Origin of the sequence: Streptomyces sp. IBSBF 2435 (assembly GCF_036815005.1) — a bacterium.
Taxonomy (GTDB): domain Bacteria; phylum Actinomycetota; class Actinomycetes; order Streptomycetales; family Streptomycetaceae; genus Actinacidiphila.
In genome coordinates, this window is sequence record NZ_JAJSYW010000026.1 from 16,496 (window position 1) to 43,484 (window position 26,989).

Here is a 26,989-nt window from a genome sequence, read left to right on the forward strand (position 1 = left end):
AGTGTGAGCCGAGGCACATCCCCGCCCGCGGGATGTGCCTCAGCGCCTCAGAGCTGGCTGTACTGGCGCTGGGTGAGGCCGTACTGGGTGGCGATGGTGTTCCACAGCTTCACCGCGGCCTTCTTCTGGGAGGTCGCCGTGCCGCTCTCCTTGTTGCCCTCCTGTGCCTCCGCGGTAGTGCGGGCGTGGCCGCCCTTGCAGACCTTGCCGCCGTTCGCCGCCTGGTCGGCCCATGCCGCGTAGTGGCCGTCGGCGGCCGAGGACGCCTGCCAGGCCTTGGTGAGGGCCGTGGTCAGTTCCGCGTTGTTGGGCAGCTTGTCGACGGCAAGGGCGCTGAGCTGGGTCACCAGGCCGGTGCGCTGGGCCGAGGCGGCCCGCAGGTCCGAGGCGGCACCGGGCAGGTTCTTGCAGTTCTTGATCGACTCGACCGCGCCGACCACCGAACTGCGGCTCGCGCCGCTGGTGTTCAGCAGCGAGTCCAGCGCCTTGGCCTGATCCTCCGCGCCGCCGTCCGCGGCCTTCGGACTGCCGCCCGCGGATCCCGTCGCCTTGTCCGTGGCGCTCGCGGACGGCTTGCCGTCCGCACTGTCCGTGCCGCTCTTGCCCCCGCTGTTCATCAGGGCGCCGACCACCAGGCCGGCCACCACGCAGCCGGCCACGACGATCCCGATCAGCACCTTGGGCGACATCCTGCGACCGCCGCCGCGCTCGTCGTCGTAGCCCTCCTCGGCATAGCCGGGCTCCCACGGCGGCCTGCCGTAGGCCTGCTGCTGGGCCTGCTGCTGTGCGGAGGGCGGCTGGATGATGCGCTGGCGCAGCGGTTCGGGGCCGGGGACGTCGGTCCTGAACAGATGGTCGTAGTCGCTGTCGTGCCCCGGCCCCTGCTGCACGGGCTGGTCGTACGCGGCCGGCGTCGCATATTGCTGCTGGCCGCCGTACAACTGCGGGTCGGCATGCACCTGCGGGTCCTGGTACTGCTGCGGCTCGGCATACTGCTGCTGCCCGGGGAATTCCTGCCCGGCATAGCCCTGCTGCGACGACTGCTGCTGGCCGTACGCGTCGTACGGCTGCTGCTCGTGGAAGATCGACAACGGCAGCGCCTGGGTGGCCTCGGCAGGAGCGGGCTCCGGCGCGGGGGCGCCCGGGTACGGCGGCAGCATCTGCGTGGCGTCGGCGACCGGGGCGACGGGTTGCTGAGGGGCCGGGGGTACGGGTTGGGGTCCTGCGCCGGGGTACGGCGGCAGCATCTGGGTGGCGTCCGCGGGCTCGACACCCTGCGGCGGATACGGCGGCGGCGCCTGCGGCGGTACGGGCGGCGCGCCGTCCTGCTGCGCGGGGTCGCCCCAGGGGGTGCCGCCGGCCGGGTGGACATGCTCGCCGTAGGCCGTGGACGGCTGCTGCTGCCCTGCCGGGAGGACGACGCCCCGGTACGGTTCGGGCGTTTCCTCGCCACGTCCGTTGCTGTGCATCGCCGTTGACTCCCGCCTTCACCCAGTGTCGGACGTCTGCACACGCTACCGGGTGAAGGGGGAGGGGGACCACGAACCCGAACGAGTGAACGCCGGGACATCGCGGTGACGTGCGGCCCGGGGCGCCGCGGAGGACGGCGCCGCCGGGTTTCTCCAGCGCTTTGCGTGCGTTGCACCCGAAGCGTGTCGGTCGGGTAACGATTCGGTGTGCACTTGCCCGTTGACCGTTCTACGCGGCGTCCTGCGCCTCCAGCCGCGCGCCGAATTCGCGTACCGACGGCTCCGCGGAGAACGGGTCGAGCCGGCGGCGGAAGTCCTCCAGATACTCCGCGCCCCGGTCGGAGCGCAGACCGGCCAGCAGGGCGACGGCCTGGGTGCCGGTGTGGCAGGCCCGTTCGATCTCGCGCTGCTGCACCAGGGCGTCGGCGAGCAGCAGCATGTCGATCGCCCGCCGCCTGGCGCGGGTGGCGGGGTGCGCGGCCAGTGCTTCCTCCGCCCGCCGGGCGGCGGGCACGGCCTGGCCCAGGTCGCGGTGGCAGTGCGCGAGTTCGTCGGCGAGATAGGCGTGGTCGAAGTGGGCGATCCAGGGCGGGTCCTGGTCCGGCTCCGAACGTTCCATCGCGTCGACGGCCAGCCCGGCGACGGTGGCGAAGGTGCGGGCGTCGCCGAGCAGCGCGTGGCCGCGCGCCTCGGCGGCGAAGAACATCGCCTCCGCGGTGTGGCCGACCTGTCCCCTGGCGCCTTCCTGCGCCGCGCGGGCGAGTTGGGCGATCTCCCGCGGATTGCCGAGGGTGGCGGCCAGATGGCTCATGCTCGCGGCCAGGATGTAGCCGCCGTAGCCGCGGTCGCCCGCCGCCTGGGCGAGCCGCAGCGCCTGGATGTAGTAGCGCTGGGCCAAGCCGGGCTGGCCGGTGTCCACCGCCATGTACCCCGCCAGTTCGGTCAGCCGGGCGACGGCGGAGAACAGCTCACGGCCCACCGACTCGCGGTAGCTGCCCGCGAGCAGGCCCGAGACCACGCTGTTCAGGTAGTGCACGACCACCGGTCTGACATGGCCGCTGCCGAATCTGTGGTCCAGTTCGGTGAGCGCCTGGGTGGTGGCCTTGACCGCCTCGACGTCGGAAGCGCCCACCCTTGCGCCGCCGTTGCGCGCCACGCCCTGGTCGGGGCGGGTGATCAGCCAGTCCCTGCTCGGCTCGACCAGGGCGGAGGCCGCGACCGTGGAGCCGGTCAGGAAGTCGCGCCTGCCGACATCGCTGCGCCACAGCTCGCAGACCTGCTCGATCGCGCCCAGCACGGTCGGCGCGAAGTGCAGGCCGATGCCGGTGGCCAGGTTCTTGCCGTCGGCCATGCCGATCTCGTCTATGGACACCGCACGGCCGAGCTTGCGTCCCAGCGCCTCGGCGACGATGCCGGGCGCCCTGCCCCGCGGTTGCTGGCCGCGCAGCCAGCGGGCCACCGACGTCTTGTCGTAGCGCAGATCGAGGCCGTGCTCCGCCCCGCACATGTTGACCCTGCGGGCGAGTCCGGCGTTCGAGCAGCCGGCCTCCTGGATCAGCGACTGGAGCCGTTCGTTCGGCTGCCGCGCCACAAGTGGTCGTGCCGCCATGGTGTTCCCCCTCGTCCTCGTCAACCCCATCCTGGTGACTGACGTCTGTACGGCCCAGCGTCTGTACGGCCTGTGGCCCGCGGTGCCGCGGCTCAACTGCGGCGTGCCCGGCGGCCGTACGCCTGCTGGGCGGTACGGCCGTACGACTGTGCGGCTGCTGCTGTGCGGATGCTTCCCACCCTTCGAGTGGAAAATGCCCCGCTTTGCCGTCGTTTCACCGGAGCCGCCCGGCGGGCCGCCCTCCACTGCTTACCCGCCCCGGACGCCGGCTGCCCGTACGCGCCCCCGGCATTGCATCCGTGCGCCCGCCATGAGCCGCGGATTCACCCCGTAACCCCCGAACGCAGGGGCAGTTGAGTACCGCGTGGAAGACAGCATCGGAGCCCCGCGCGACGTCACCGGACGGCTGCTCGACGCGGCGGTCGGCTACGCGGAGGCACGGCACTGGGCCGTGCTGCCGGGCTCCTGGCTGGAGACCGATGCCTTCGGCGCACCCCACTGCTCCTGCGGGGCGGCCGGCTGCGCCGCGCCAGGCGCACACCCCTCACGGCCGGACTGGACGACCTCGGCCAGCGGCAGTTCTCCGGCGGTGCGCCGGATGTGGCAGCACCAGCCCGAGTCCTCGATCCTGCTGCCCACCGGGCGCACTTTCGACGCCATCGACGTCTCCGAGGACGCCGGTTGCCTGGCGCTGGCCCGGATGGAGCGGATGAACCTGCCGCTGTGCCCGGTGCTGGGCACACCCGGCCGCCGCCTGCTCTTCTTCGTCATCCCGGGCGCGGCCGCGAAGATCCCGCGCCTGCTGCGCAGGCTCGGGTGGCTGCCCGAGTCGCTGGACCTGGCGGTGCTCGGCGAGGGCGGCTGGGTCGTCGCGCCGCCGACCAGGACCGCGCCGGGCGGCTGCGCCCAGTGGGCCCGCCGGCCGACCCCGGCGAACCGCTGGCTGCCGGACGCGGAGGAGCTGCTGAGCCCGCTCGCGTACGCGTGCAGCCGGGAGACGACCGCGGTCCGCGCCCAGTGAGCCCTCGCCGGTAACCGCACGCATTTTCTGCCGCACTCTCGTCACTGTCAGTGGTCGCCCTTAGGGTGGCGGCACGCGCGAAGGAAGCGCTGGCACGGGCACGGGGAGGGGTAACGGGACATGGCGGACGAGGCAGGACGGGCACAGACGCGGGCGGAACGGGGGGCGCCCGTTCCGTACTACGGGGCGGCCGGTGGCACCGGGCCGGCGCAGGGGGGCGCTGCGGCGGACGGGCCTGTCCCGGCGGTCCGGGTGCGCGGGCTGTGGAAGCGCTTCGGCGAGCAGGCGGCTGTCGCGGGCATCGACCTGGAATTGCCCGCGGGCCGTTTCATCGGCCTGGTGGGGCCGAACGGCGCGGGCAAGACCACCACGCTGTCCATGGTCACCGGTCTGCTGCGGCCCGACGACGGCCTGGTGCAGATCAACGGCCACGACGTGTGGTCCGACCCGGTCTCGGTGAAGTCCAGGATCGGCGTACTGCCCGAGGGCCTGCGGCTGTTCGAAAGGCTGTCGGGGCGCGAGCTGCTCGCCTACACCGGCCGGCTGCGCGGATTGCCCGGCGCCGAGGTCGACAAGCGGACCGCCCAGCTGCTCGACGTGCTCGACCTGACGGCCGCCCGGCACAAGCTGGTGGTGGACTACTCGACCGGCATGCGGAAGAAGATCGGCCTGGCCGCCGCGCTGCTGCACAATCCCGAAGTGCTCTTCCTCGACGAGCCGTTCGAGGGCGTCGACCCGGTGTCCGCGCAGGTCATCCGCGGTGTGCTGGAGCGGTATACGGCCGGCGGCGGCACGGTCGTCTTCTCCTCGCACGTGATGGAACTGGTGGAGAGCCTGTGCGACTGGGTCGCGGTGATGGCCGCCGGCCGGATCGTTGCGCGCGGCCCGCTGGCCGAGGTGCGCGGCGACGCGCCCACCTTGCAGGACGCTTTCCTGTCCCTGGTCGGCGCCGACCGCCGCACCGGTCAGGACCTGGACTGGCTGGGCGGCGGTCCCCGATGACCGCCACCGCGCCGCAGGCCGTACCGCCGGTGCTCGCGCCCGCCGGCGCGGCCCCCTCCGTGACCCGGGTCTTCATCCGGCTCAAGCTGTCGCTCATGCGCAACGGGCTGCGCCAGTCCCGCGGCCGCACGGTCGGCTGGAGCATCGGCGTCGGCCTGGCGATGCTGTACGCGCTGGGCAACGGCGCGGGCATGATCGCGCTGCGCCACAACCACTACGCGCCCGCCGTCTCCGTGACCGTGGCAGTGGTGCTCGCGGTCGGCTGGGCGGTGATGCCGCTGTTCTTCTTCGGCGGCGACGACACGCTCGACCCGACCCGGCTGGCCATGCTGCCGCTGCGCCCGCGCCCGCTGCTGACCGCACTGCTCACCTCGTCACTGATCGGCGTGGGACCGCTCTTCACCCTGCTGCTCGCGGCCGGCGCGGTGACCGCCGTGGCGGACGGCCCGGCGGCGGTCGCCGTCGCGGTCCTGGCCGTCGCCCTCCTGCTGGTGCTGTGCGTCGCCCTGTCCCGCGCGATAGCCGCGGCCAACACCCGGCTGCTGACCAGCCGCAAAGGCCGCGACCTGGCGCTGCTGAGCGGTCTGTTCGTCGCGGTCGGCGCCCAGCTGATCAACCTCGGGCTCAGTTCGCTGTCCGGCAACGACGGGCTGCACCGGGCCACCTCCGCCGCGTCCGTGCTGCGCTGGATACCCCCGGCCACCGCCGTGGACGCGGTCCGCTCCACCGGCCGGGGCGCGTACGGCCTGGCGGCCGTGCAGCTCGCCGTGACCGTGGCCGTGCTGGTCCTCGTACTGCGCTGGTGGCACCGCAGCCTGTTCCGGCTGATGGTCTCTCCCGACGCGTCCACGATCGCTGCCGCGCCCGAGCAGTCGCGGCAGCGCGGCCCGGCCGCCGGGCGGTCCCGGCTGCGCCTCCCCCTGCCCGAGGGCCGTACCGGCACGGTGATGCAGCGGCAGTTCCGCTACCTGTGGCGGGACCCGCGGGCGAAGGCGGCACTGGCGACCGGGCTCGCGGTCGGCCTGCTGCTGCCGCTGGTCGCGGTGGTCCAGCACGGCACCGTCTACCAGTGCCTGTGGGCCGCCGGGCTGCTCGGCGTGCAGATGTACAACCAGTTCGGGCTGGACGGCTCCGCGTTCTGGACCGTCATGGCCACGATCGGCGACCGCCGCGAGGCCGAACTCGAACTGCGCGGCCGCGCGCTGACCGTCGCCCTGATCGCCGTCCCGTACGTGACGGTGGTGACCACCGGCGCGGCCATCATCCTCGGCCGGGTCGACGCGCTGGCCGAGACGCTGGGCCTGGCCTTCGCCTTCGTCGGTGCCCTCGTCGCCACCGGCGGCTTCCTCAGCGTGCGATTCCCCTACGCGGTGCCGCGCGACAACCCGTTCTCCAATGCCGCGCCCGGTCAGAGCGGCCTGGTGCTGGTCAACGTCTTCGGCGGTACGGGCGCCGGGGCGGCGCTGTGCCTCCCGGTGCTGGGCCCGGTCATCGCCCTCCACCTCACCGGCCACCACGGCCTGCTGTGGCTCGCGCTCCCCGTCGGCGCGATATACGGCGCCGCCATTGCCATGGTGTCGCTGCGCCTGACGGCGCCGCGCCTGCTGGACCGCCTGCCCGAGATCCTGGCCACGGTCCGCGGCTGAGCCCTGGGCGGCCCGGCTCCCCGCTACAAGGGCACGCCTGTACAGGCCGGGGAATTGCGCTCTGGTCCCCGCCCCCTGGGCGGGGCGGCCGGAGGCGCACCTCCCGCGTCAGCCCCGGCGGGGAAAGGCGGTGGCGAGGGCCAGCAGGGGAAGGGCTGCGCCCAGGACGGTCACGGCAGGCCAACCGCCGAGGTGGTAGGCGGCGGAACCCGCCTGGGAGCCCACCGCTCCGCCCACGAAGAACGTCGCCATGAAGGCGCTGTTCAGCCGCGCCCTGGCGCCGCCGTCAAGTTCGTAGACCACGTGCTGCCCGAGGATCAGCGTGGTCTGGACGGCCATGTCCAGGAGTACGGCCGCGGCGCCGAGCGCCAGCACGCTGTGCCGCCCCACTCCCGCCACGCCGAAGGCGACCGCGGCGGCGACGAAGGCGACCGCCGTCATCGGCCGGACCAGGCCGCGGTCCGCCCACCGCCCGGCCAGCGGGGCGATCAGCGCACCGCCCGCGCCCGCGAGGGCGAACAGCCCGACCTGCCACTGGCTGTAGTGGAAGGGCGCGGAAGTGAGGACGAAGGAGATGGTCGTCCAGAAGGCACTGAAGGCCGCGAACATCGCCGCCTGGTAGAGCGCCCGCCGACGCAGCGCCGGGTGGACCTTGAGCAGCCGGACCGTCGACCGCAGCAGCGCTCCGTACCGGAGGGTGGCGGCGGGCCGCCGCCGGGGAAGGATCGAACGCAGCACCAGCGTCAGTACGGTCATCAGCGCGGCGGAGCCGAGGTAGACCACCCGCCAGCTCGTCGCGCCGGCGACCACACTGCCGACGGTGCGGGACAGCAGGATGCCGGTGAGCAGCCCGCTCATCACCTGTCCGACGACCCGCCCCCGGCTCGCGTCCGGCGCGAGGTCGGCGGCGAACGGCACGAGTATCTGGGCGACCGTGAGCGTGCACCCGACGATCAGCGAGGCGATGAGCAGGACGGCGAAGCCGGGCGCCAGCCCGGCGAGGACGAGCCCGCCGACGGTGAGCGAGAGCAGCAGCGTGGCGAGCCGCCGCTTCTCGGTGACGTCACCGAGCGGTACGACCAGCAACAGGCCCAGCGCGTAACCGAGTTGCCCGGCCGTGACCAGGCTGCCCGCGGTGACCGCGCCGATGTGGAAGGACTGCCGCAGCTCGCTGAGCAGCGGCTGGGCGTAGTAGAGGTTGGCGACGGTCAGGCCGCACGAGACGGCGAGCAGGATCACCAGCCGCCGCGGCGGCCCGGCCTGCGACGGCTCTGGCGTCTGCGGCACCGCCGCGCCGCCCGTGGCTGAGGCGGAATCGGCAAGGGGGGCGGGGCCGTTGGACTGGGACATCGACACCTCACTGCGCGGACGGGCGCGAACGGAACCGGTTAAACCGGTGCGACGACCGTACCAGTCAAACCGGTTCCGACAGTAGGCTGGCCGGCATGACGGACACCACCGCTCCCCCGCGTTTCCGGCAGGGCTCGGGACGGCTGTGCCTGGATTTCGTGCGGACCCTGCGCTACCGCGGAACTCCCGGCGTGGCAGAGGAGTTGGCCGACCCTGCCGCGCTCGTGGCCTGGGTACGCCAGTGCGGCCCGCCGGTCGACGGGCCGCGTTCGGCCGCGCCGCCCACGGCAGCCGATGTGCGCGACGCCCGGGCGCTGCGCGAAGCCGCCTACGCGCTGGTCTCCGCGGCGCTCGCGGCCGGCGGCCCCGCGGCCCCCACCGCCACGGCCAGGGTCCGGCTCAACCGGGCAGCCGCCGCGGCCGTGCCGGTGCCGTATCTCACCGCGGCGGGCGAGCTGCGGCGCCGCGCTGACGACCCGGTACGAGCGGTGCTCGCGCTGGTCGCCCGTGACGCCCTCGAACTGGCCGCCTCACCAGCCCTCCTGCCGCGCCTGCACGCCTGCGCCTCACCGGAGTGCGGCGCCCTCTTCCTCGACAACTCCCGTCCCGGCACGCGGCGGTGGTGCTCAATGGACATCTGCGGGAACCGGGCGAAGAAGTCCACGTTCCGGGCACGCAGCTGAGTCCTGTGCCCGGCGCGGCCACTCTCGGGCGCCGTCGCCATCGCATGCCCAGCGTCCAGCGCCCCGGGGTGACTGCCCCTCACGGGCCGCTTCCGGCCGGGGCATCTTTCGTGGCCTGGTGCGCAGTCCCCCGCGCTCCGGAGGGGCTGCTGCTTGCGGTGCGTACGTGGCGGCTGCACCGTCTCGGCCGGGCACGCAGTTCCTCGCGCCTTTGTGAGAGCGCCGCACACCCCCTGCGGAAGAGGGCGCCCTCTCGGCGGGGGATCACGCGGCCGGACACGCAGGAGCGGCGCCCGGGGCCGTCGCACGCCCGGGCGCGGGTCTGTCGGTCACGCTGTCACGCCCGGCGGTGCGGCTCGCCAAGGAGGGGGTCATGGCGGCCACAGCACACGCGGGGCGGACGTACCGTCAGCTGCTGGGCAGGCCGGTGCGGGAGAAGATATCGGTCGGGCCACCGGTCCACCGCACCGTGAGCGTCTTCCCGTCAGGCGCGAGCACACCATGGCCGCTGGTGCGCTCCGTGTCACCGTCCATGCACGTCAGCGTCAGGCCGATACCGTCCTGGCCGGTGTATCCGCCGCCGCACAAATGCGCACTGGTCAGGGCCGCCTTGCCCTCGCCCAGGACGAGCTGCACCTTGACCGAGCCCTGCGTGGCGAGCCATACGCCTTCCACGGTCCGCGTCGGGTCGCCGCTGGTCGCGGCCGACTCCACCGGGTTGGTCGTCGTGGCCGACGGATCGATCGCCGCGGTTGCGGACGGCGACACCGGCTGCCCCGTCGCGCTGACGGTCGTACCGACTGCCGGCTGCTTCTTCCCGTCGTTGTCGCTGCTGCCGCAACTGCTCAACGCCAGCGCGGCGGCGACCGCCACTGCTGCGATTCCCGCTCTTGCGAACGTAAGACGCACTGTGCTCCCCCATGACGCGATTACGAATCCAGCGACGGCAAGCTACCAGCAGGCCACGACCGCGTGTGCGCGCGAGGACCGGGCCGACCTGCGACGCGCCCCCGGGCGCCGCCCCCGCAGCACCCCGGCGCCGCCCGGTCCGACCGCCTTCGGGGCCCGGCCGCCGCGCCGTCCGCCGACGCCGCCATGTGTCACCGAGTCCTCACAGCACCCTCACGCCGGTCGCGCACCCCCGTCCGCCCCTGATTGCTGTCACGCCGGGGCCGCGCCCTCCGGTTCCCGCACCGCCTCCCGCAGAAACCGTTCGACCGCGTCGCACCACGCGTCGGGCTGGTCCCACGGGACGAGGTGGCCCGCGTCGGCTATCTCGGCGTAACGGCCGCGGGGCAGTACCCGGACCATCTCCTGGGCCTCGGCCCGCCCCAGCTTCCCGTCGAGTCCGCGGACCACCAGCGCGGGGCACTCGACACCGGCCAGCTCGTCCCAGTGCGCGTCACGTATCCAGGTGTCGCGCGAGCGCAGCAGATGCTGCCGGGCGTACTGCGGACGCCATCCGTCGTCGGCCTCCGCCATGACCTCGGCGAAGAAGTCGCCGCGCACCGGGTTCGGCGGATCGGCCCAGGCATCCTGCTCCCCGAACCAGTGGCGGGCGTCGCCGAGGGTGGCGAAGGGCAGCGGCCAGGACCGGATCCAGTCCTCCCACTCGCGCTGCCCGGCCTCGCCCAGCGCGGCGGCCCGCATGTCGCAGATGACGACGGCGGCGACAAGGTCGGGACGGCAGGCCGCCAGCTGCCAGGCGGTGAGCGCGCCCATGGAGTGGCCGATCACGGTGACCGGTGCCAGGCCGAGCTGCTCGACGGCGGCGATGGCGTCGTCGAGATACGCCTCCGTCGAATACGGCCCTTCGGGGCGCTCGCTACGGCCGTGCCCGCGCTGGTCGAGTGCCAGCGCCCGATAACGCGGTGCGAGCCGCCGCGCGGTCGCCGCCCAGTGCGAGGCCCGGCCGAGCAGCCCGTGCAGCAGCAGGACGCCGGGGCGGGTGTCGGCGCCAGGTCCGGGTCCTGGGCAGCCTCCCGGCCGGGCCGGGGGGACCGGCGCGGGCCCGGCCGCATCACCCGCGGTGGCGGCAGCCGCCGCGTAGTCCCAGGCCGCGAGGCGGATGCCACCGGCTCCCGTGACTTCGAAGCGCCTGGTGATGTGCTGGTCCACGTGCTGCCTCATGTGCCGCGCCCCCTTCCTTCCGGTCGTCGTCCGTCCTGGTGCTGTCTCCTTGCGTCTTCCCGGCCCACGCTATCGAACCTTTATTCGAACAAGGGCTTCACGCGCCCAACACCGCTCGTTCGAGTGACAACCCTCAAGGATTGGCGGCCCGGGCCCAGGGGAGATCTTCAGCGGGGCGCGGCGCGGGGGAAGCCGGTCGCGCGGAGGTCCCGGGAAGCTCGGGGTCCCGGCTCCTCCACAGGGGTCCGACGGGGAGGGACAAGGGAGGGGAAAGGCCGCCCCGGCGCCGTCGTAACGGCGCCGGGGCGGCCTCTCGTCCAGTGCGGTGGCCGATCGCCGGCGGGAGTCCTACCGCTTGGCGACGAAGACGTGCGAGGCGACGTCCGCGTCCAGCTCGGCGGCCTCGCCGCCGCTGCCGACCAGCACACCCCCGGGCGAGTTGGTCACGCTCACCACCGCGCCGGGCTGCACGCCGGCCCGCCGCAGGGTGTACATCACCTGAGCGTCGGTCTGGATCGGCTCGCCGATCCTGCGCACGACCACACTGGCCGCGACCGAGCCCGGCTTGAGGTCGTTCAGGCTCACCATGCCGTCCTCCAGGAACGGATCGGCCTGGCCCTCCTCGCCCAGCTCCTCAAGCCCCGGGATCGGGTTGCCGTACGGCGACTCCGTGGGGTGCTGCAGCAGTTCGAGCACCCGCCGCTCGACGGCCTCGCTCATCACGTGCTCCCAGCGACACGCCTCGGCGTGCACCTGCTCCCATTCGAGGCCGATCACGTCGACCAGCAGACACTCCGCGATGCGGTGCTTGCGCATCACGCGGGTGGCCGTGCGGCGGCCCTCCTCCGTCAGTTCCAGATGGCGGTCACCGGCCACGTGCAGCAGCCCGTCCCGCTCCATGCGCGCCACCGTCTGGGAGACCGTCGGGCCGCTCTGGTCGAGCCGCTCGGCGATTCGGGCGCGCATGGGGACCACACCCTCCTCCTCCAGCTCCAGGATGGTGCGGAGATACATCTCCGTCGTGTCGATCAGTCCGGACATGCGCGCCCCTCGTCAACTCGTGCGTGGCCCTGTGGACAATTGTGACGCATGGCACCGACAACCGGCCCCGCTGTGAGCACCCGCACCACTGGTGAACCCGGCACTTCGGGCGCCGGGCGGCCCGGGAAATCCGGGAAAGCGGCCCTGAGCGGGCACGGAGCGGCGACGGTGCCGCCCGGCCCGGCGCAGGGAACCCGCCACGACAGTTGTCATGAGCCGCCCCACGCGTCCACAGTGTGGACCATCGGGCGGCTCCGGGCCCCGCACATGACTTCTCCGGGATCCGCCACCGCCGGTTTCTTGACACCGGCCGCGCCCTGGCACCACGGTGATCCGCATGACTGAGCCCCGCGAGGACCTGGCCGACCGGTATTTCGACGCCGCGATCGGCTTGCTGCGCCGGGTGCGCGACGAGGAGGCGCCTGCCATCAAGGCCGCCGGGACCGCTGTCGCCGACGCCATCGCCTCCGGCGGGCGGGTCTTCGTCTTCGGCGCGGGACACTCCTCGCTGCCCGCCCAGGACGTCGTCTACCGGGCCGGCGGCCTCGCCCTGATCAACCTGCTGGCCGTGCCGGGAGTCGTCGGCGTGGACGTCATGCCCGCCACCCTGGGGAGCGCCCTGGAGCGGGTCGACGGCCTCGCGGGGGTGGTCCTCGACACCAGTCCGGTCCAGCGCGGCGACGTGCTGTTCGTGATCTCGCTGTCCGGCCGCAATTCGCTGCCGGTCGAGATGGCGCAGAACGGCCGGGCGCTCGGCCTGACCGTCATCGGGGTCACCTCGGTCGCCTATGCCGAGCAGACCACTTCGCGGCACGTGTCCGGCACCTTCCTCAAGGACCACTGCCACATCGTGCTCGACTCCAAGATCGCGGTCGGGGACGCCGAACTGTCCGACGACGCCATTCCCGCGCCGTTCGGCCCGGCGTCCACCGTTGTCACCAGCGCCCTGATGCAGGCGGTCGTCGCCACCGCCGCCACCGATCTGGCGGAGCGCGGCCTCACCCCGCCCATGCTGCGCTCGGGCAATGTGGACGGCGGCCACGACTGGAACGGCCGGATCTTCGAGCAGTACCGCGACCGGATCTTCTTCCGCCACTGACCGCGGCCGCGGGTCACCGCTCGCCCGCGAGCCCCGCCAGGTCCAGCGCCATCGCGACCCGCGCGGCCACATCCTCCGCATAGGCCGCGTCCGCGCGGTCGAACAGGCGGCGCCCCGGGCCGCGGAGAAAGGTCAGCGCCCCGACCGTACGGCCGCGGCTGCGCAGCACCGTGACCAGCCCGTGCACCGTCCCCGGCGGCCAGCGCCTGTCCGCGGCCCATTCGTCGATCCGCAATTCCGCGGCATTCTCCGCCGCGGGCCGGGCCCCGAAACTCGTCCGTACGGTGCCGGCCCTTTCGAGCGCCTGGAGCGCCGGGTGGGCGAGCGGGTAGCCCACCGGGATGCCGCTCTCCGCCGCGCCCGGCTCCAGCTCGCACGGGCCCGGCTCGCCCGTGGGGGTGGCCGCGATCCGTATCAGGCGTTCGGCGCCGTCGGCGAGGTCGAGCAGCGCGTGGTCGGCGAATCCGGCCAGCGCGAAGTCCAGGTGCAGCGCCGCCGCCTCCAGGGCGGTGCCGCATTCGGCCGCGGCACGGTCGGCGCGGTGGAGCTGCTGATAGCGGAACCTGACCTGTGCGCCGTCGGTCTCCACCGACTTCTGCCGGGTGATGTCGATGAACAGCCACCCGACGCCCAGCGGCACCGGTTCCTCACCGAGCGGCGAGCCGAGCCGGACGAATCCGCTGCGCCAGCAGCGGCGCTTGTTCTCCTGGTCCGCGCTCAGCGCCAGCCACAGGTCGGTGGTGGCGGGCGGTGCCCCCTCGGCGAGGACGTGCTGCAGGGCGTTCTCCAGCTCCTCCACGCCCAGGGTGAGCAGATCGCGCAGCGGGCGGCCCAGCAGCTCCTCCCGGCCGGTCTGGAGCAAGCGGGCGGCCTTCGCATTGACGACGGCCGGGCGCAGGTCCGCGTCTATCACCACCACGCCCCAGGACGCGTCCGTGAAGAGCGCCTCGCTGAGCGCGATGGAACGCTCGAGGTCGATCTGCACATGGACCTCGGAAAAGGCGCAGTAGGCCCCTGCGGGGCGCCCGTCAGCGCCCTGCACCACCGCGGACTGGGTGCGTACCAGCACCCGGCGTCCGTCCTTGGTCAGCAGGGCGAATTCGTGCACCTGGCGACCGGCGGAATCCATCACGCCCAGCAGCCTCTGCTCGGCCTCGGCCGCGTCGGAGGAACGCGCCGCCCATCCGGCGAAGCCGCGCCGCCCGACCGCGTCGTCCGCGCTCCAGCCGAGGATCCGGGCCGCCTCGGCATTCCAGTGCGTGATCACACCCGTGCGGTCGAAGGCGCACAGGCCCGCCTCCATGCCGTCGAGCAGCGCAGCGAGCAGCTGCTCGTCGCCCTCGTGCCTTACGGCGCCCGCCGGAGCCGGAACCTCTGCCGAGCCGCCGGTGTCGTCATCGCTGCTGCCGTCGCCCAGCGGTTTGGGTTGCGCATCGAAAGGCTGCACGTCACCACATTCAACCCCCGTGTGGGCTGCGTCACACGCTCTTTGCATAAATCGGTTGTGCTGTTCCCTGGCGTCTTCCTAATGTTGCGGCACACACGAAGGGAGGTGGTCTGAAGCATGAGTTGCAGTCGGACACGTGAGGTGACTGCGGGCTAGCTCCGCACGCTGGGCGTGCGCGATGCGCGCCAATCCCACGCAGTTCACCCGACCCGCGGGCTCGTCGGACTTGTCCGGCCGGTGCTCGGAGCCGCCAGGCTCCGGGGAGCAGCCCGCGGGTCGTTCGCGTTCACGCGCGGCAGGCGGCCCGCGGCAATGCGCCCGGCCCGGCCGCCGTACGCGATGGCCGCGGCAATATGCGACGGGGTACGCCGCAGCCCGCCGCCGTACGACGAAGGCGCCGCGCTACGGCGCCAGCCGCTCCACCGACCACCCGTCGGCCTCGCGTACATACCGCAGCCGGTCGTGCAGCCGGTTCTCCCGGCCCTGCCAGAATTCGACGGTGGCCGCCTCGACCCGGAAGCCGTCCCAGGACGGCGGCACCGGCACGGCGGCGCCCTCCGGCCAGCGGGCGGCCATCTCGGCGTAGCTCTTCTCCAGCACCGCCCGGGAGCCGACCACGCTGGACTGCTCGCTCGCCCATGCGCCGACCTGCGAGCCGTGCGGACGGCTGTGGAAATAGGCGGCGGTCTCCTCCGGCGACACCCTTGTGACGTCCCCGCTGATGATGACCTGGCGGGCGATGGGGTGCCACGGGAAGAGCAGCGAGGCCCGCGGGTTGGCGGCGAGCGCGCGGCCCTTGCGGGATTCGCGGTTGCTGAAGAAGACGAATCCGCGCGGGTCGTACGCCTTGAGCAGGACCGTGCGGGAGCTGGGCAGGCCGTTTGCGTCGGCGGTCGACAGCACCATGGCGTTGGGTTCCGTGATGACGCCCGCCTCGGTGGCGGCGACGGCGTCCGCGAACCAGCGGGCGAACTGGGCGTACGGTTCGGCCGCCAGGTCGTCCTCGGTGATACCGGTCGTCCGGTAGCGCTTGCGCATGGCGGCCGGGTCGGACCCGACCGGCTGGTCGTCATCTGGTTCTCGCACGCGTCCATCTTCCCAGCGCACGGGAGGTGCGCTGCACGCACGCGCCGGTCGCGCAGGTGTGCGGCATCTCACGCTTTCTGACATGTCCACATGCCGCGAGAATGGCTGGTCCGAATGGAGCAGGGTGCGCGCTCCGGTGACGGGGCATGACCGGAGAGCCGTACTGCCACGAGCATCGACCCCATCAAGAGGAGCCGCCGCATGTCCGACTTCGTACCCGGACTCGAAGGAGTCGTCGCGTTCGAGACGGAGATCGCCGAACCCGACAGGGAAGGCGGATCACTGCGCTACCGCGGTGTCGACATCGAGGAGCTGGTCGGGCATGTGAGCTTCGGCAATGTGTGGGGCCTACTGGTCGACGGGAGGTTCGACCCGGGGCTGCCGCCTGCCGAGCCGTTCCCGATCCCCGTGCACTCCGGTGACATCCGGGTGGACGTGCAGTCCGCGCTGGCCATGCTCGCCCCGGTCTGGGGGCTGCGCCCGCTGCTCGACATCGACGCGGACGAGGCCCGCGACGATCTCGCCCGGGCCGCGGTCATGGCGCTGTCCTATGTCGCCCAGTCCGCCCGCGGACAGGGGCTGCCGATGGTGCCGCAGCAGGAGATCGACAAGGCGCGGTCCATTACCGAGCGCTTCATGATCCGCTGGCGCGGCGAACCGGACCCGCGGCATGTCGCCGCGGTGGACGCGTACTGGACGTCGGCGGCCGAGCACGGCATGAACGCCTCGACCTTCACCGCCCGCGTCATCGCCTCCACCGGCGCCGATGTGGCCGCGGCCCTGTCCGGCGCCGTCGGCGCCATGTCGGGACCGCTGCACGGCGGCGCTCCGTCCCGCGTCCTCGGCATGATCGAGGAGATCGAGCGCACCGGCGACGCCAAGGCCTACGTGAAGGCCGCGCTCGACAGGGGCGAGCGCCTGATGGGCTTCGGCCACCGCGTCTACCGCGCCGAGGACCCGCGGGCCCGCGTCCTGCGCCGCACCGCCCGCGAACTGGGCGCACCGCGCTTCGAGGTGGCGGAGGCGCTGGAGAAGGCGGCGCTCGCCGAGCTGCACGAGCGGCGCCCGGACCGCGTCCTGGCCACGAACGTGGAATTCTGGGCCGCGATCGTGCTGGACTTCGCCGAGGTGCCCGCGCAGATGTTCACGTCGATGTTCACCTGCGCCCGTACGGCGGGCTGGTCGGCCCACATTCTGGAGCAGAAACGCACCGGCCGCCTGGTCCGCCCCTCGGCCCGCTACACCGGCCCCGGCACCCGCAGCCTGCACGACATCGAGGGGGATCCCACCGTCGCGTCCTGATCCGTCGGCCGCATACCCGGCGGGCTGGTCTCGCCGGGTATGCGGCCGCGGCACATGGCCGCGGATTGCGCACTCCCGCGCTCAGGGCGCCCGGGCGCTCCACGCCGTTCCGGCCGGCGGATCAACCGCCGTCCGGGCTCGCCGCATTGCCGCAGACTCCGTCGTCCGGTGCGCGGACCGTCCGTCAGGTGCCCCGGCGCTACCCGGCCGGACGGTCACCGCGTGCCCGGTCGTCCAGCCCCTCCGCGAGGACTTCGGCGAGGTGGCGCGCGGTCGGGCCGCCGGCGAGCTGGGCGATCTGGGTGCGGCAGGAGAAACCGTCCGCCAGCACGACCGCGTCCGGCCCGGCGGCTTCCAGCGCCGGCAGCAGCGCCTCCCGCGCACAGGCCGCCGACACCTCGTAGTGCCCTTCCTCGAAGCCGAAGTTGCCGGCGAGTCCGCAGCAGCCGCCGGTCAGCTCACCGGTCAGGCCCGCGCGTTGGCGCAGCCGGCGGTCGGCGGCGTCGCCGAGCACCGCGTGCTGGTGGCAGTGCGTCTGACCTACCGCCGTACGGTCCAGGCGCGGCGGGTCCCAGCCGGGCGCGTATTCCTCCAGCGCCTCGGCGAGGGTCCGCACCGAGGCGGCGAGCCGGGCGGCCCGCGGATCGCGGGCACCGAGCAGTTCCGGCAGGTCGGCGCGCAGGGCGGCGGCGCAGCTCGGTTCGAGCACGACCAGCGGCAGGCCCGCGTCGAGGACCGGCGCGAGCCGGTCGAGGGTGCGCCGCATGACGGTACGCGCGCGGTCGAGCTGACCGGTGGAGACCCAGGTCAGACCGCAGCAGACCGCGGCGGGCGGGATCGAGACGCGCAGTCCTGCCGCCCGCAGCACCCGCACCGCGGCGCGTCCGGCCTCGGGCGAGAGGTGGTCGGTGAAGGTGTCGGGCCACAGAACGACCGCGCGCGGCCCGGACGGCGAACCGCCGGAGGGGCCCCGCCGTCCCTCGTCCGTGTCGTCGGTGTCCCACCATCGAGTGAATGTCTCGGGCGCCAGTTCGGGCAGTTCGCGCTCATTCGCGATTCCGGCGATACGTTTCGCCAGCCAGGCGGTTGACCGAATCCTGCCAAGGAAATTGAACGGCCGGGCGAACTTTTGGGCGATATTCAGCCACACCGGGAGCCAGCCCATCGAGTAGTGCGCCCGCGGCCGCAGCCGCCCCCGATAGTGATGATGAAGGAATTCCGCTTTGTACGTGGCCATGTCCACCTCCACCGGGCAGTCCGACCGGCAGCCCTTGCAGGACAGGCACAGATCCAGTGCTTCCTTGACCTCCGGGGACTTCCAGCCGTCGGTGACGACCTCCCCCGCCAGCATCTCGTGCAGCAGTCTGGCCCGGCCGCGGGTGGAGTGCCGCTCCTCCCCGGTGACCCGGAACGACGGGCACATGACAGCCGAACCGGCGTCACCGACGTCCGCCGAGGTACGACATTTGGCCACTCCCACGCAGCGGCGGACGGCGGCAACGAAATCACCGCCGTCACCCGGATAAGTGAATTCCACATCGACGGGTCCTGAGGTGGCGGACGGCAGCGCCGCGAAGCGCAGGTTGCTATCAATGGGATCGGGACGCACGAGCGTTCCCGGATTCATCCCGCCGTCCGGATCCCAGAGATCCTTGAAATCTGAAAAGAGTGCGATCAGCTCCGGGCCGTACATCTTCGGCAGCAGTTCGGCGCGCGCCCGGCCGTCGCCGTGCTCGCCGGAGAGCGAGCCGCCGTGCGACACCACTAGGTCCGCGGCGGCCCCGGAGAAGCGGCGGAAGCGTGCGACGCCCGCCGGATCGACGAGGTCGAAGTCGATCCGTACATGCACGCATCCGTCGCCGAAGTGGCCGTAGGGCGCGCCGCGCAGCCCGTGATCGGCCAGCAGGGCCCGGAAGTCCCGCAGGTAGGCGCCCAGCCGGGCGGGAGGAACCGCGCAGTCCTCCCAGCCCGGCCATGCCTCGGTGCCGTCGGGCATGCGTGTGGCGGTGCCGGCCGCGTCCTCCCGGATCCGCCACAGGGCGCGCTGCCGCGCGGGGTCGGCGACGACGGCGTGACCGGTCACGCCGTCGGCCGCCCGGCAGATCTCCCGGGCCCGGGCCTGGGCCTGGGCCCGGCTGTCGCCGCCGGTCTCCACGAACAGCCAGGCACCGCCGCGGGGCAGTTCCGCCGCCGCGGCCTGCCCCACCAGGTCGGCGGCCATCCCCTCGACCGTCAACGGCCGCAGCGGCAAGAGCAGGTGGGCGGCCTGCGCCGCGGCGCTCTCGTCGGTGTAGCCGAGCACCGCGAGCGCCCGCGCACCCGGCGTGGGCACCAGCTCCACGGTCGCCTCGGTCAGGACGCCCAGCGTCCCCTCACTGCCGGTGAAGGCACGCGCCGCGTCCCTGCCGTGCTCGGGCAGCAGCCGGTCGAGAGCGTATCCGGAGATGCGGCGCGGCAGCTGCGGGAAGCCGGTGCGCAGCAACGCCAGATTGCCGTCCGCCAGCCCGGCGAGCCCGTCCCGCAGCCGGTCCGGCAGACCGGCACCGCCGGCAGGGGCGCCGAGCCGGGTTGCCTCGCCGCGGTAGGTGAGGACGTCCAGCGCGCGCACGTTGTCGGCGGTGGTCCCCCAGGCCACCGAGTGCGAGCCGCACGCGTTGTTGCCGATCATGCCGCCGAGGGTGCAGCGGCTGTGGGTGGACGGGTCGGGCCCGAAGGTCAGGCCGTGCGGGGCGGCGGCCCGCCGCAGATCGTCGAGCACCAGGCCGGGCTGTACCCGGGCGGTCCGCGCGTCGGCGTCGATCTCCAGCAGCCGGTTCATGTGCCGGGTGAAGTCCATGACGACGCCGGTGCCGATGGCCTGCCCGGCGATCGACGTCCCGCCGCCCCGCGCGGTCACCGGCACGCCGTACTCACGGCACACTCCGAGCGCCGCGGCCACGTCCGCCGCGTCCACGGGCGCCACCACCCCCAGCGGCACCTTGCGGTAGTTGGACGCGTCCATCGTCATCACCGCCCGCGCCCCCGCGTCCCATTCGACCGCCCCGCGCACGGCCCCCCGCAGCGCCCGCTCCACCTCGCCGACCCGAGCATCCGTCATACCCATCACCTTGCCCGACCCCCCGCTCCTGGGCGCCCCGGCACGAGAAACCGCGCGACGTGGTGGACGAAGCCGCGGCCGGCAATCCGCCCCGTCCAAGGTCACGGACGGGGCGTCTCACCGGATGGAACGCCCGCGGAAACGGCCCCGTAACGGGCTACGCTGCGCTCGTGGCCGATATCCAGATTCCCGCTGACATCAAGCCCGCCGACGGTCGATTCGGGTCGGGCCCCTCCAAGGTGCGGACGCAGGCGCTCGACGCCCTGGCCGCCACCGGGACGTCCCTGCTCGGCACCTCCCATCGGCAGGCGCCGGTGAAGAACCTGGTCGGACAGGTCCGCGAGGGCGTCAAGCAGCTGTTCTCCCTGCCGGACGGCTACGAGGTGGTGCTCGGCAACGGCGGGTCCACCGCGTTCTGGGACATCGCGACCCACGGCCTGATCGGCAACAAGTCCCAGCACCTGTCCTTCGGTGAGTTCTCGTCGAAGTTCGCCAAGGCGTCCCAGCTCGCGCCGTGGCTGGACGAGCCGACGATCGTCAAGTCCGAGCCCGGCACCCACCCGGAGCCGGCCGCCGAAGCAGGCGTGGACGTCTACGCCCTGACGCACAACGAGACGTCGACGGGTGTCGCCGCTCCGATCCGCCGGGTCGCGGGCGCGGACGCCGGGGCCCTGGTCCTGGTGGACGCCACCTCGGGCGCGGGCGGCCTGCCGGTCGACATCGCGGAGACCGACGTCTACTACTTCGCGCCGCAGAAGTCCTTCGCGGCCGACGGCGGCCTGTGGATCGCCGCGTTCTCCCCCGCCGCTCTGGAGCGCGCCGCATCGATCGCCGCCTCCGGCCGGCACATCCCGGCGTTCTTCGACCTGCCGACCGCGATCGACAACTCGCAGAAGAACCAGACGTACAACACCCCCGCGCTGACCACCCTCTTCCTGCTCAAGGAGCAGCTGGAGTGGATCAACGGGCAGGGCGGCCTGAGCTGGGCCACCGAGCGCACCGCCGACTCGTCGTCGCGGCTGTACGGCTGGGCCGAGAAGGCGTCCTACGCGACGCCGTTCGTGACGGACCCGGCGCAGCGTTCGCAGGTCGTCGGCACCATCGACTTCGAGGACGGGATCGACGCCGCCGCGGTGGCAAAGGTGCTGCGGGCGAACGGCATCGTGGACACCGAGCCCTACCGCAAGCTGGGCCGCAACCAGCTGCGGGTGGCGATGTTCCCGGCCGTCGACCCGGCCGACGTCGAGGCGCTGACCGCCAGCATCGACTACGTCATCGGCCGGCTCTGACCGGCTGACCGGCCCGCACCGCACCGCACCGGCCCCGCCGCCGGGCCTCAGGCCCGGCGGCGGCGTATCGCCCGGCGCAGGCCGAGGCCCAGCACGCCGACGAGCGCGAGCGCCCCGAAGCCCAGCGTTTTGCCATTGCCGCCACCGGACGACGGCGGCGGGTCCTGGGCCGCCGCACCGCCCTGGCCTTTTCCGCCCCCCTGCGTGCCCCCGGCGCCCTTCGTTGTGCCGGCAGAGGCGGCCGGCACGCTGTCGGGCAGTTCCGCGCCGGACAGCGGCGCTCGCCACACCTGGCTGCTCCTGCCCTCACTGCCGTACATCAGCGCCCTGCCGTCCGGCGTGAAGGTCACCGCCTCGCCCTGCCGCTGCATGGGCACGGTGAGGTCGGTGAGCTTGTGCGGGGCGCCGCCGACCCAGCGGTATTCGGCGGCCCAGAAATAGCCGCGCAGCACCAGGCGGCTGCCGTCGGGCGAGAACGCCCCGTCGGTCACCCACGGCACATCGGCGATCCGGCGGAAGACGTTGACGCCGTGGGTGCTCAGCTCGGCCGGACCGCGGTAGAGGCCGCCGCCGTCCTCGTTCTTGCTGGCGATGTAGACCCGGCCGGTCTTCGGCTGCACCATCAGCGCCTCGGCATTGCGCGGCCCGGCGTCGTAGCGGACGGTGTAGCGGGTGACGTCCACGGTCTGGTCTTGCAGCCGGGCGGGCTCGTGGAAGCGGTAGATCCACACCTCGTGCCAGGCGCCGCCGAGATTGTCGCCGATGTCGCCGACGTAGAGGTCGCCGTTCGGGCCGAGTGATATGGCCTCGACGTCCCGGGGGTGAATGCCGCGCATCGTCACCCTGGCGACGGTCTTGCCGGTGGCCGAGTCGACGGCGTAGACGTAGGGGCCGTCGCTGCTGTCGTTGTGCGTCCAGTACACACCGGGGTGCAGGTGGCTGGCGGCCAGGCCGCTGGACTCGGTGATGCGGGGGTCGGTGATCGTGAAGGCCGTGGACGGCCCGGCGTCCGCGGCGGCGGGCAGCGCGCAGCCCCAGGCCAGGGCGAGGGCGGCGCAGGCGGCGGCTGTCGGGAGGTGGACGCGCATGCCCCCCAGTGTCCCCGGTCGGCGGGCGGTCGGGGATGATGCCCGGCATGCGTTACCTCTTCGTCGGGGACTCCATGACCGTTGGCGCCGCCGGCGACTACACCTGGCGCTACCGGATGTGGCAGCACCTGTGCACGCTAGGCGAGCCCTTCTCCGTGGTCGGCCCGCGCGACGGGCTCTACGAGCCGGCGGCGGACGCCGCGGTGTCCGCCGACTACGCCGACCCGTCGTTCCCGCCGCGCGCCAGGCGCCATCTGGCGGGCTGGGGTGAGGGCTGGACGCACCTGGCGCCGGTGATCGGCGACGTCGTCCGCGAGCACCGGCCCGACGTGCTGCTGGTGTCGCTCGGCCTGATCGACCTCGGCTTCTACACCGACGCCGGGCAGACCGCCGCCAATGTGAAGCGCTTCATCACCACGGCCCGTACCGCGGCGCCGCGGCTGCGGATGGTGCTGCTGCCGGTGATCCCCAACACCCGCGCCGACCTGGACCCGGGCTTCGCCGACCAGTGCGCCGAGCTGAACGCCCTGATGGCCAAGGCGGTCGCCGACCACGACTCGCCCACCTCGCCCCTGCTGATGGCCTCACGCCCCGAGGGCTACGACATCCTGCTCCACACCTACGACGGCACCCATCCCAACGCGGCAGGGGAGCACAAGTTGGCGGCGGCCTTCGCCGACGCCATGTACCAGGCCTGGGACATCGGGACGCCTTACGCCGGGTGCTGACGCCGTTCGTGCCGACCGCCGCCATGTCCTCTTGATTCGAGCGCACTCGAAGGGCTTGGCTGGAAGCCATGGAGTACACACAGCTCGGACGTACGGGTCTCAAGGTCAGCCGTCTGGTGCTCGGCACCATGAACTTCGGTCCGCTGACCGATGAGGCGGACAGCCACGCGATCATGGACGCGGCGCTCAGCGCGGGCGTCAACTTCTTCGACACGGCCAACGTCTACGGCTGGGGCGAGAACAAGGGCCGCACCGAGGAGATCGTCGGCAGCTGGTTCGCCAAGGGCGGCGCCCGCCGCGACAAGACCGTGCTGGCCACCAAGGTCTACGGCAGCATGGCCGCCGAGGGCGATCCCTGGCCCAACCAGGACAAGCTCTCCGCCCTGAACATCCGCCGGGCGGTGGACGCCAGCCTCAAGCGGCTGGGCACCGACTACATCGACCTGTACCAGTTCCACCACGTCGACCGGGACACCCCCTGGGACGAGATCTGGCAGGCCATCGACGTCCTGGTCACCCAGGGCAAGATCCTCTACGCCGGGTCGAGCAACTTCGCCGGCTGGCACATCGCCCAGGCCAACGAGGCCGCCAGGCGCCGCGGCTCGCTCGGGCTGACCTCCGAGCAGTGCCTGTACAACCTGGCGGAGCGGCGCGCGGAGATGGAGGTGGTCCCGGCGGCGCAGCACTACGGCCTCGGCGTCATCCCGTGGTCGCCGCTGAACGGCGGTCTGCTGGGCGGTGTGCTGCGCAAGCAGCGCGAGGGCGGCGGGTCGCGCTCGGTCGGCGGACGGGCCGCCGACGCGCTGGCCGACCAGGCGCAGCGCGCCAAGATCGAGGCGTACGAGGACCTGTGCGACAAGCACGGGCTGCAGCCGGGCGATGTGGGCCTGGCGTGGCTGCTCACCCGCCCCGGCGTGACCGGGCCGATCGTCGGCCCGCGCACCGCCGACCAGCTGGAGTCCGCGCTGCGGGCGGTGGAGCTGGAGCTGTCCGGGGAATTCCTGGCGGCCCTGGAAGACATCTTCCCCGGCCCGGGTCCGTCCCCCGAGGCCTTCGCCTGGTAGCGGCGCCCGGCCTGCCGGTCGGCCGTACCAGGGGTCGCCGCCGCGGTCAGCGCACCGCGGCGGCGACGACCACCACGACGAGCATCAGGACGAAGGCGGCGGTCATCACACGGGTACGGGTCTTGGGGTCCACCCTCCGAGGTTAACCGGCCGCGGCCGGTGCCCCGTGCCCGGGCACCGGGGCGGCGGGCCCGCCCAGCGGCCAGGCGTCCACCACGGTGTAGACCGGCTGGGCCCCTGGCACCCCGGAGCGCGGCAATGTACTGGCGACCAGGCTGAGGGTGTCCGCGGTCCACGATGTGCCGCGGAAGCCGGTGAGCGCGGCGGCGAAGGGGCGCAGGTCGACGGGCGCGTTCTTCGGGGCGCGGGCCAGCGTCAGATGCGGCCGGAAGCCGTGCTCCTCGTCGCTGGGCGCTCCGGCCCTGCGCGCCGCCGCCCGTACGGTGTCGGCGAGGCCGCCCAGTTCCCGCAGGTCGCCTTCCGCGCCCGTCCACAGCGCCCGGTCGCCGAAGCGCCCGCCGCCGGCCGTACGCAGCGCGCAGGGCTCGTGGCGGTAGGCGGCGCGGGCGAGCCGTTCGCCGAGGTCCGGGCGCACGGCGTCCGGCACCTCACCGAGAAAAGCCAGGGTGTAGTGCCAGCCGGCGGGTGCCGTCCAGCGCAGTTGGCGGGCGCCGGGCAGCCGGTGCAGCCCGTCCAGCGCCGCGGCCAGCCCGGTGACCGCGGCGGGTGGCGGCAGCACCGCCACGAACAGCCTCATACGGCCGGGGTCAGCCGTGGCGCGGCCTCGTCGGTACCGCTCCCGCCGGAGCCGGAGCCGGAGCCGGAGCCCGAACCAGCGCCGGAGCCGGAACCCGGATCCGAGCCCGCGACCGGGTCCGGCCCGCCCTCGTGGGGCACGCGGGCACCGTCCGACGTCGCCGTGTCGTCGTCGGCGGAGGCGGAGGCGGAGGCGGAGGCGGGCAGGGCCTGCCGGCCGGCGCGGGGGACGAAGGAGACCAGCGGCCGGCCATTGTGGCGCCGGAGGTCGAGCCGGGGGCGCAGACCTGCCGCCCTGGCCAGTACGAGGCCGACCGTGACGGCCGCGGCGGCGGAGATCAGGCCGCCGGACAGGAAGCCGACCCGGGCGCCGTAGGTGTCGGTGACCCAGCCCATGACCGGGCCGCCGATGGGGGTGCCGCCGACGAAGACCATCATGTACAGGCTCATCACCCGGCCGCGCATGACGGGCTCGGTGGCGAGCTGCACGGTGGCGTTCGCGGTGGTGTTGAAGGTCAGCCCGAAGATGCCGATCGGCACCAGCAGCAGGGCGAACAGCCAGAAGACCGGCGCGACGGCCGCGGCGCCCTCCAGCAGGCCGAAGACCGCGGCGGCGGCCACCAGCATCCGCAGCCGGGTGCGGCTGCGCCGGGCGGCGAGCAGCGCGCCGAGCAGGGAGCCGGCGGCCATCAGGGTGTTGAGCAGGCCGTAGGTGCCGGCGCCGCTGTCGAAGACCTTGTTGGCGAAGGCGGACAGCCAGATCGGGAAGTTGAAGCCGAAGGTGCCGATGAAGCCGACCAGCACGATCGGCCAGATCAGCTCGGGCTTGCCCGCGACGTAGTGCAGGCCCTCGCGGAGCTGGCCCTTGCCGCGCGGCGCCCGCTCGATCTTGTGCAGTTCCGCGGTGCGCATCAGCAGCAGGCCGGCCAGCGGGGCCATGAAGGACAGGCCGTTGATCAGGAAGGCCCAGCCGCTGCCGACCGCGGTGATCAGCACACCGGCGACGGCCGGGCCGACCAGCCGGGCGGCTTGGAAGTTGGCGGCGTTCAGGGAGACGGCGTTGCGCATCACGTCGGGGCCGACCATCTCGGCCACGAAGGTCTGCCGGGTGGGGTTGTCCACGACGGTGACGACGCCGAGCAGGAAGGCGATCGTGTAGACGTGCCAGACCTGGACGACGCCGCCCAGGGTCAGCCCGGCCAGCAGCAGGCCGAGCACGCCGAGCGCGGCCTGGGTGCACAGCAGGATCTGCCGCTTGGGGTAGCGGTCGGCGAGCACTCCGCCGTAGAGGCCGAAGAGCAGCATCGGCAGGAACTGCAGCGCGGTGGTGATGCCCACCGCGAACGAGGATCCGGTGATGCTGAGCACCAGCCAGTCCTGGGCTATTCGCGACATCCAGGTGCCGGTGTTGGACACCACGGCGCCGGTCGCGAAGAGCCGGTAGTTGCGGATCTTGAGCGAGCTGAAGGTGCCCGTCCTCTTGTCCGCGGGACGGTCAGGTTCGGTTGCGGTGTCCGGTCCGGCTGCCGAACTCAATCGGTACTCGCCTCCCCCTCGTCGGGTCCTGGTGTTCGGGTCACAGGTGCGCGAGCTTTTCGAGGACGGGAGCCGCCTGGCGCATCACGGCCAGTTCCTCCTCCGTGAGGCCTTCGGCGAGCTTGGCCAGCCAGGCGTTCCGCTTGGCGCGGCTCTCGATGAGGATCGCCTCAGCCTGTTCCGTGCGGCTCACCACGACCTGGCGGCGGTCGTCGGGGTGCGGTTCCCTGCGGACGAGCCCCTTGGCCTCCAGCATCGCCACGATGCGGGTCATCGACGGGGGCTGCACATGCTCCTTGCGGGCCAGCTCCCCCGGGGTGGCGGAGCCGCAGCGGGTCAGGGTGCCCAGCACCGACATCTCGGTCGGGCTGAGCGTCTCGTCGACGCGCTGGTGGCGCAGACGGCGGGAGAGCCGCATCACTGCGCCCCGCAGCTCGTTCACTGCGGTGCGGTCGCCCTCGGACAGTTCGGTCACGTTCTTTAGTCTAGCTCATTAGCTAGCCTAAGTACACTCTGCACGCACCCCCCGCCTGGGAGACCCCGGCC

Annotated in this window: 22 protein-coding genes; 9 read left to right on the plus strand and 13 right to left on the minus strand. The window is 73.0% G+C overall.

What is annotated here, in order from left to right; translation table 11 throughout:
• Positions 1-47: 47 nt before the first annotated feature.
• Together V7E46_RS07630 and V7E46_RS07635 are read right to left on the minus strand one after the other, a co-directional pair.
• Positions 48-1,469 (minus strand): hypothetical protein, encoded by a 1,422-nt coding sequence (locus V7E46_RS07630; protein WP_333767694.1) that lies wholly within the window; start codon positions 1,467-1,469, stop codon positions 48-50.
• A 229-nt stretch (positions 1,470-1,698) separates the two neighbouring features.
• Positions 1,699-3,078 carry a transcriptional regulator gene (locus V7E46_RS07635; protein ID WP_329178219.1) on the minus strand — a complete coding sequence of 460 codons (1,380 nt, stop codon included), beginning with the start codon at positions 3,076-3,078 and terminating at the stop codon, positions 1,699-1,701.
• 364 nt (positions 3,079-3,442) lie between these two features.
• Here V7E46_RS07635 and V7E46_RS07640 point away from each other — a divergent pair, with 364 nt between their 5' ends.
• The 3 genes from V7E46_RS07640 to V7E46_RS07650 all read left to right on the plus strand — a co-directional run bounded on the left by V7E46_RS07640 (position 3,443) and on the right by V7E46_RS07650 (position 6,747).
• A complete protein-coding gene (locus tag V7E46_RS07640) occupies positions 3,443-4,099 on the plus strand; it encodes a bifunctional DNA primase/polymerase (RefSeq protein WP_333767695.1) in 657 nt (218 codons plus the stop codon).
• 120 nt (positions 4,100-4,219) lie between these two features.
• Positions 4,220-5,101, plus strand: coding sequence for an ABC transporter ATP-binding protein (locus tag V7E46_RS07645; protein ID WP_333767696.1), 882 nt, complete (start codon positions 4,220-4,222; stop codon positions 5,099-5,101).
• Positions 5,098-6,747, plus strand: a complete 1,650-nt coding sequence (locus tag V7E46_RS07650) for a transporter (protein WP_333767697.1) — start codon at positions 5,098-5,100, stop codon at positions 6,745-6,747. The genes V7E46_RS07645 and V7E46_RS07650 overlap by 4 nt, the downstream gene beginning before the upstream one ends.
• Positions 6,748-6,855: 108 nt before the next feature.
• Here V7E46_RS07650 and V7E46_RS07655 read toward each other — a convergent pair whose 3' ends face one another.
• Complete coding sequence (locus V7E46_RS07655; RefSeq protein WP_333767698.1) at positions 6,856-8,097, minus strand: MFS transporter; 1,242 nt, start codon at positions 8,095-8,097, stop codon at positions 6,856-6,858.
• Between the two features lie 95 nt (positions 8,098-8,192).
• Between V7E46_RS07655 and V7E46_RS07660 the strand changes: the two genes are divergently transcribed.
• The gene (locus V7E46_RS07660) at positions 8,193-8,780 is read left to right on the plus strand and encodes a CGNR zinc finger domain-containing protein (protein WP_329178211.1); all 588 of its coding nucleotides are present in this window, start codon (positions 8,193-8,195) and stop codon (positions 8,778-8,780) included.
• Positions 8,781-9,188: 408 nt separating this feature from the next.
• Here V7E46_RS07660 and V7E46_RS07665 read toward each other — a convergent pair whose 3' ends face one another.
• From V7E46_RS07665 to V7E46_RS07675, 3 genes are all read right to left on the minus strand, one after another.
• Complete coding sequence (locus tag V7E46_RS07665) at positions 9,189-9,653, minus strand: hypothetical protein (RefSeq protein ID WP_333767699.1); 465 nt, start codon at positions 9,651-9,653, stop codon at positions 9,189-9,191.
• Positions 9,654-9,941: 288 nt separating this feature from the next.
• A complete protein-coding gene (locus V7E46_RS07670) occupies positions 9,942-10,886 on the minus strand; it encodes an alpha/beta fold hydrolase (protein ID WP_333767711.1) in 945 nt (314 codons plus the stop codon).
• Between the two features lie 372 nt (positions 10,887-11,258).
• A complete protein-coding gene (locus V7E46_RS07675; protein ID WP_329178208.1) occupies positions 11,259-11,951 on the minus strand; it encodes a metal-dependent transcriptional regulator in 693 nt (230 codons plus the stop codon).
• Positions 11,952-12,288: 337 nt separating this feature from the next.
• On the opposite strand from V7E46_RS07675, the gene V7E46_RS07680 reads away from it, so the two are divergent.
• Positions 12,289-13,050 carry an SIS domain-containing protein gene (locus tag V7E46_RS07680; RefSeq protein WP_333767700.1) on the plus strand — a complete coding sequence of 254 codons (762 nt, stop codon included), beginning with the start codon at positions 12,289-12,291 and terminating at the stop codon, positions 13,048-13,050.
• A 13-nt stretch (positions 13,051-13,063) separates the two neighbouring features.
• On the opposite strand, the gene V7E46_RS07685 is transcribed toward V7E46_RS07680, so the two are convergent.
• Together V7E46_RS07685 and pdxH are read right to left on the minus strand one after the other, a co-directional pair.
• Entirely contained in the window at positions 13,064-14,545 is a 1,482-nt protein-coding gene (locus V7E46_RS07685; RefSeq protein WP_443054073.1) for a PAS domain-containing protein, read from the minus strand.
• Positions 14,546-14,899: 354 nt separating this feature from the next.
• Positions 14,900-15,535, minus strand: a complete 636-nt coding sequence (pdxH, locus tag V7E46_RS07690; RefSeq protein WP_333767713.1) for a pyridoxamine 5'-phosphate oxidase — start codon at positions 15,533-15,535, stop codon at positions 14,900-14,902.
• Between the two features lie 249 nt (positions 15,536-15,784).
• On the opposite strand from pdxH, the gene V7E46_RS07695 reads away from it, so the two are divergent.
• On the plus strand, positions 15,785-16,885 hold the full coding sequence (locus V7E46_RS07695; RefSeq protein ID WP_333767701.1) for a citrate synthase 2: 1,101 nt from the start codon (positions 15,785-15,787) through the stop codon (positions 16,883-16,885).
• Between the two features lie 199 nt (positions 16,886-17,084).
• Here V7E46_RS07695 and V7E46_RS07700 read toward each other — a convergent pair whose 3' ends face one another.
• A complete protein-coding gene (locus tag V7E46_RS07700; protein ID WP_333767702.1) occupies positions 17,085-19,982 on the minus strand; it encodes an FAD-binding and (Fe-S)-binding domain-containing protein in 2,898 nt (965 codons plus the stop codon).
• Positions 19,983-20,152: 170 nt separating this feature from the next.
• Between V7E46_RS07700 and serC the strand changes: the two genes are divergently transcribed.
• Positions 20,153-21,271: a phosphoserine transaminase gene (gene serC, locus V7E46_RS07705; RefSeq protein ID WP_333767703.1), complete on the plus strand. Its 1,119-nt coding sequence runs from the start codon at positions 20,153-20,155 to the stop codon at positions 21,269-21,271.
• A 47-nt stretch (positions 21,272-21,318) separates the two neighbouring features.
• On the opposite strand, the gene V7E46_RS07710 is transcribed toward serC, so the two are convergent.
• Positions 21,319-22,359, minus strand: a complete 1,041-nt coding sequence (locus V7E46_RS07710) for a hypothetical protein (RefSeq protein ID WP_333767704.1) — start codon at positions 22,357-22,359, stop codon at positions 21,319-21,321.
• 47 nt (positions 22,360-22,406) lie between these two features.
• Between V7E46_RS07710 and V7E46_RS07715 the strand changes: the two genes are divergently transcribed.
• Both V7E46_RS07715 and V7E46_RS07720 read left to right on the plus strand, forming a co-directional pair.
• Positions 22,407-23,087 (plus strand): GDSL-type esterase/lipase family protein, encoded by a 681-nt coding sequence (locus tag V7E46_RS07715; RefSeq protein WP_333767705.1) that lies wholly within the window; start codon positions 22,407-22,409, stop codon positions 23,085-23,087.
• Positions 23,088-23,155: 68 nt separating this feature from the next.
• A complete protein-coding gene (locus tag V7E46_RS07720; RefSeq protein WP_333767706.1) occupies positions 23,156-24,151 on the plus strand; it encodes an aldo/keto reductase in 996 nt (331 codons plus the stop codon).
• 142 nt (positions 24,152-24,293) lie between these two features.
• On the opposite strand, the gene thpR is transcribed toward V7E46_RS07720, so the two are convergent.
• From thpR to V7E46_RS07735, 3 genes are read right to left on the minus strand one after another with little or no spacing between them, the layout of a single operon-like run.
• A complete protein-coding gene (gene thpR / locus V7E46_RS07725; RefSeq protein ID WP_333767707.1) occupies positions 24,294-24,908 on the minus strand; it encodes an RNA 2',3'-cyclic phosphodiesterase in 615 nt (204 codons plus the stop codon).
• Positions 24,905-26,443 (minus strand): MFS transporter, encoded by a 1,539-nt coding sequence (locus V7E46_RS07730; protein ID WP_333767708.1) that lies wholly within the window; start codon positions 26,441-26,443, stop codon positions 24,905-24,907. Before V7E46_RS07730 ends, thpR begins: the two co-directional genes overlap by 4 nt.
• Positions 26,444-26,483: 40 nt before the next feature.
• Positions 26,484-26,861 carry a MarR family winged helix-turn-helix transcriptional regulator gene (locus V7E46_RS07735; RefSeq protein WP_329182516.1) on the minus strand — a complete coding sequence of 126 codons (378 nt, stop codon included), beginning with the start codon at positions 26,859-26,861 and terminating at the stop codon, positions 26,484-26,486.
• Positions 26,862-26,989 lie beyond the last annotated feature (128 nt).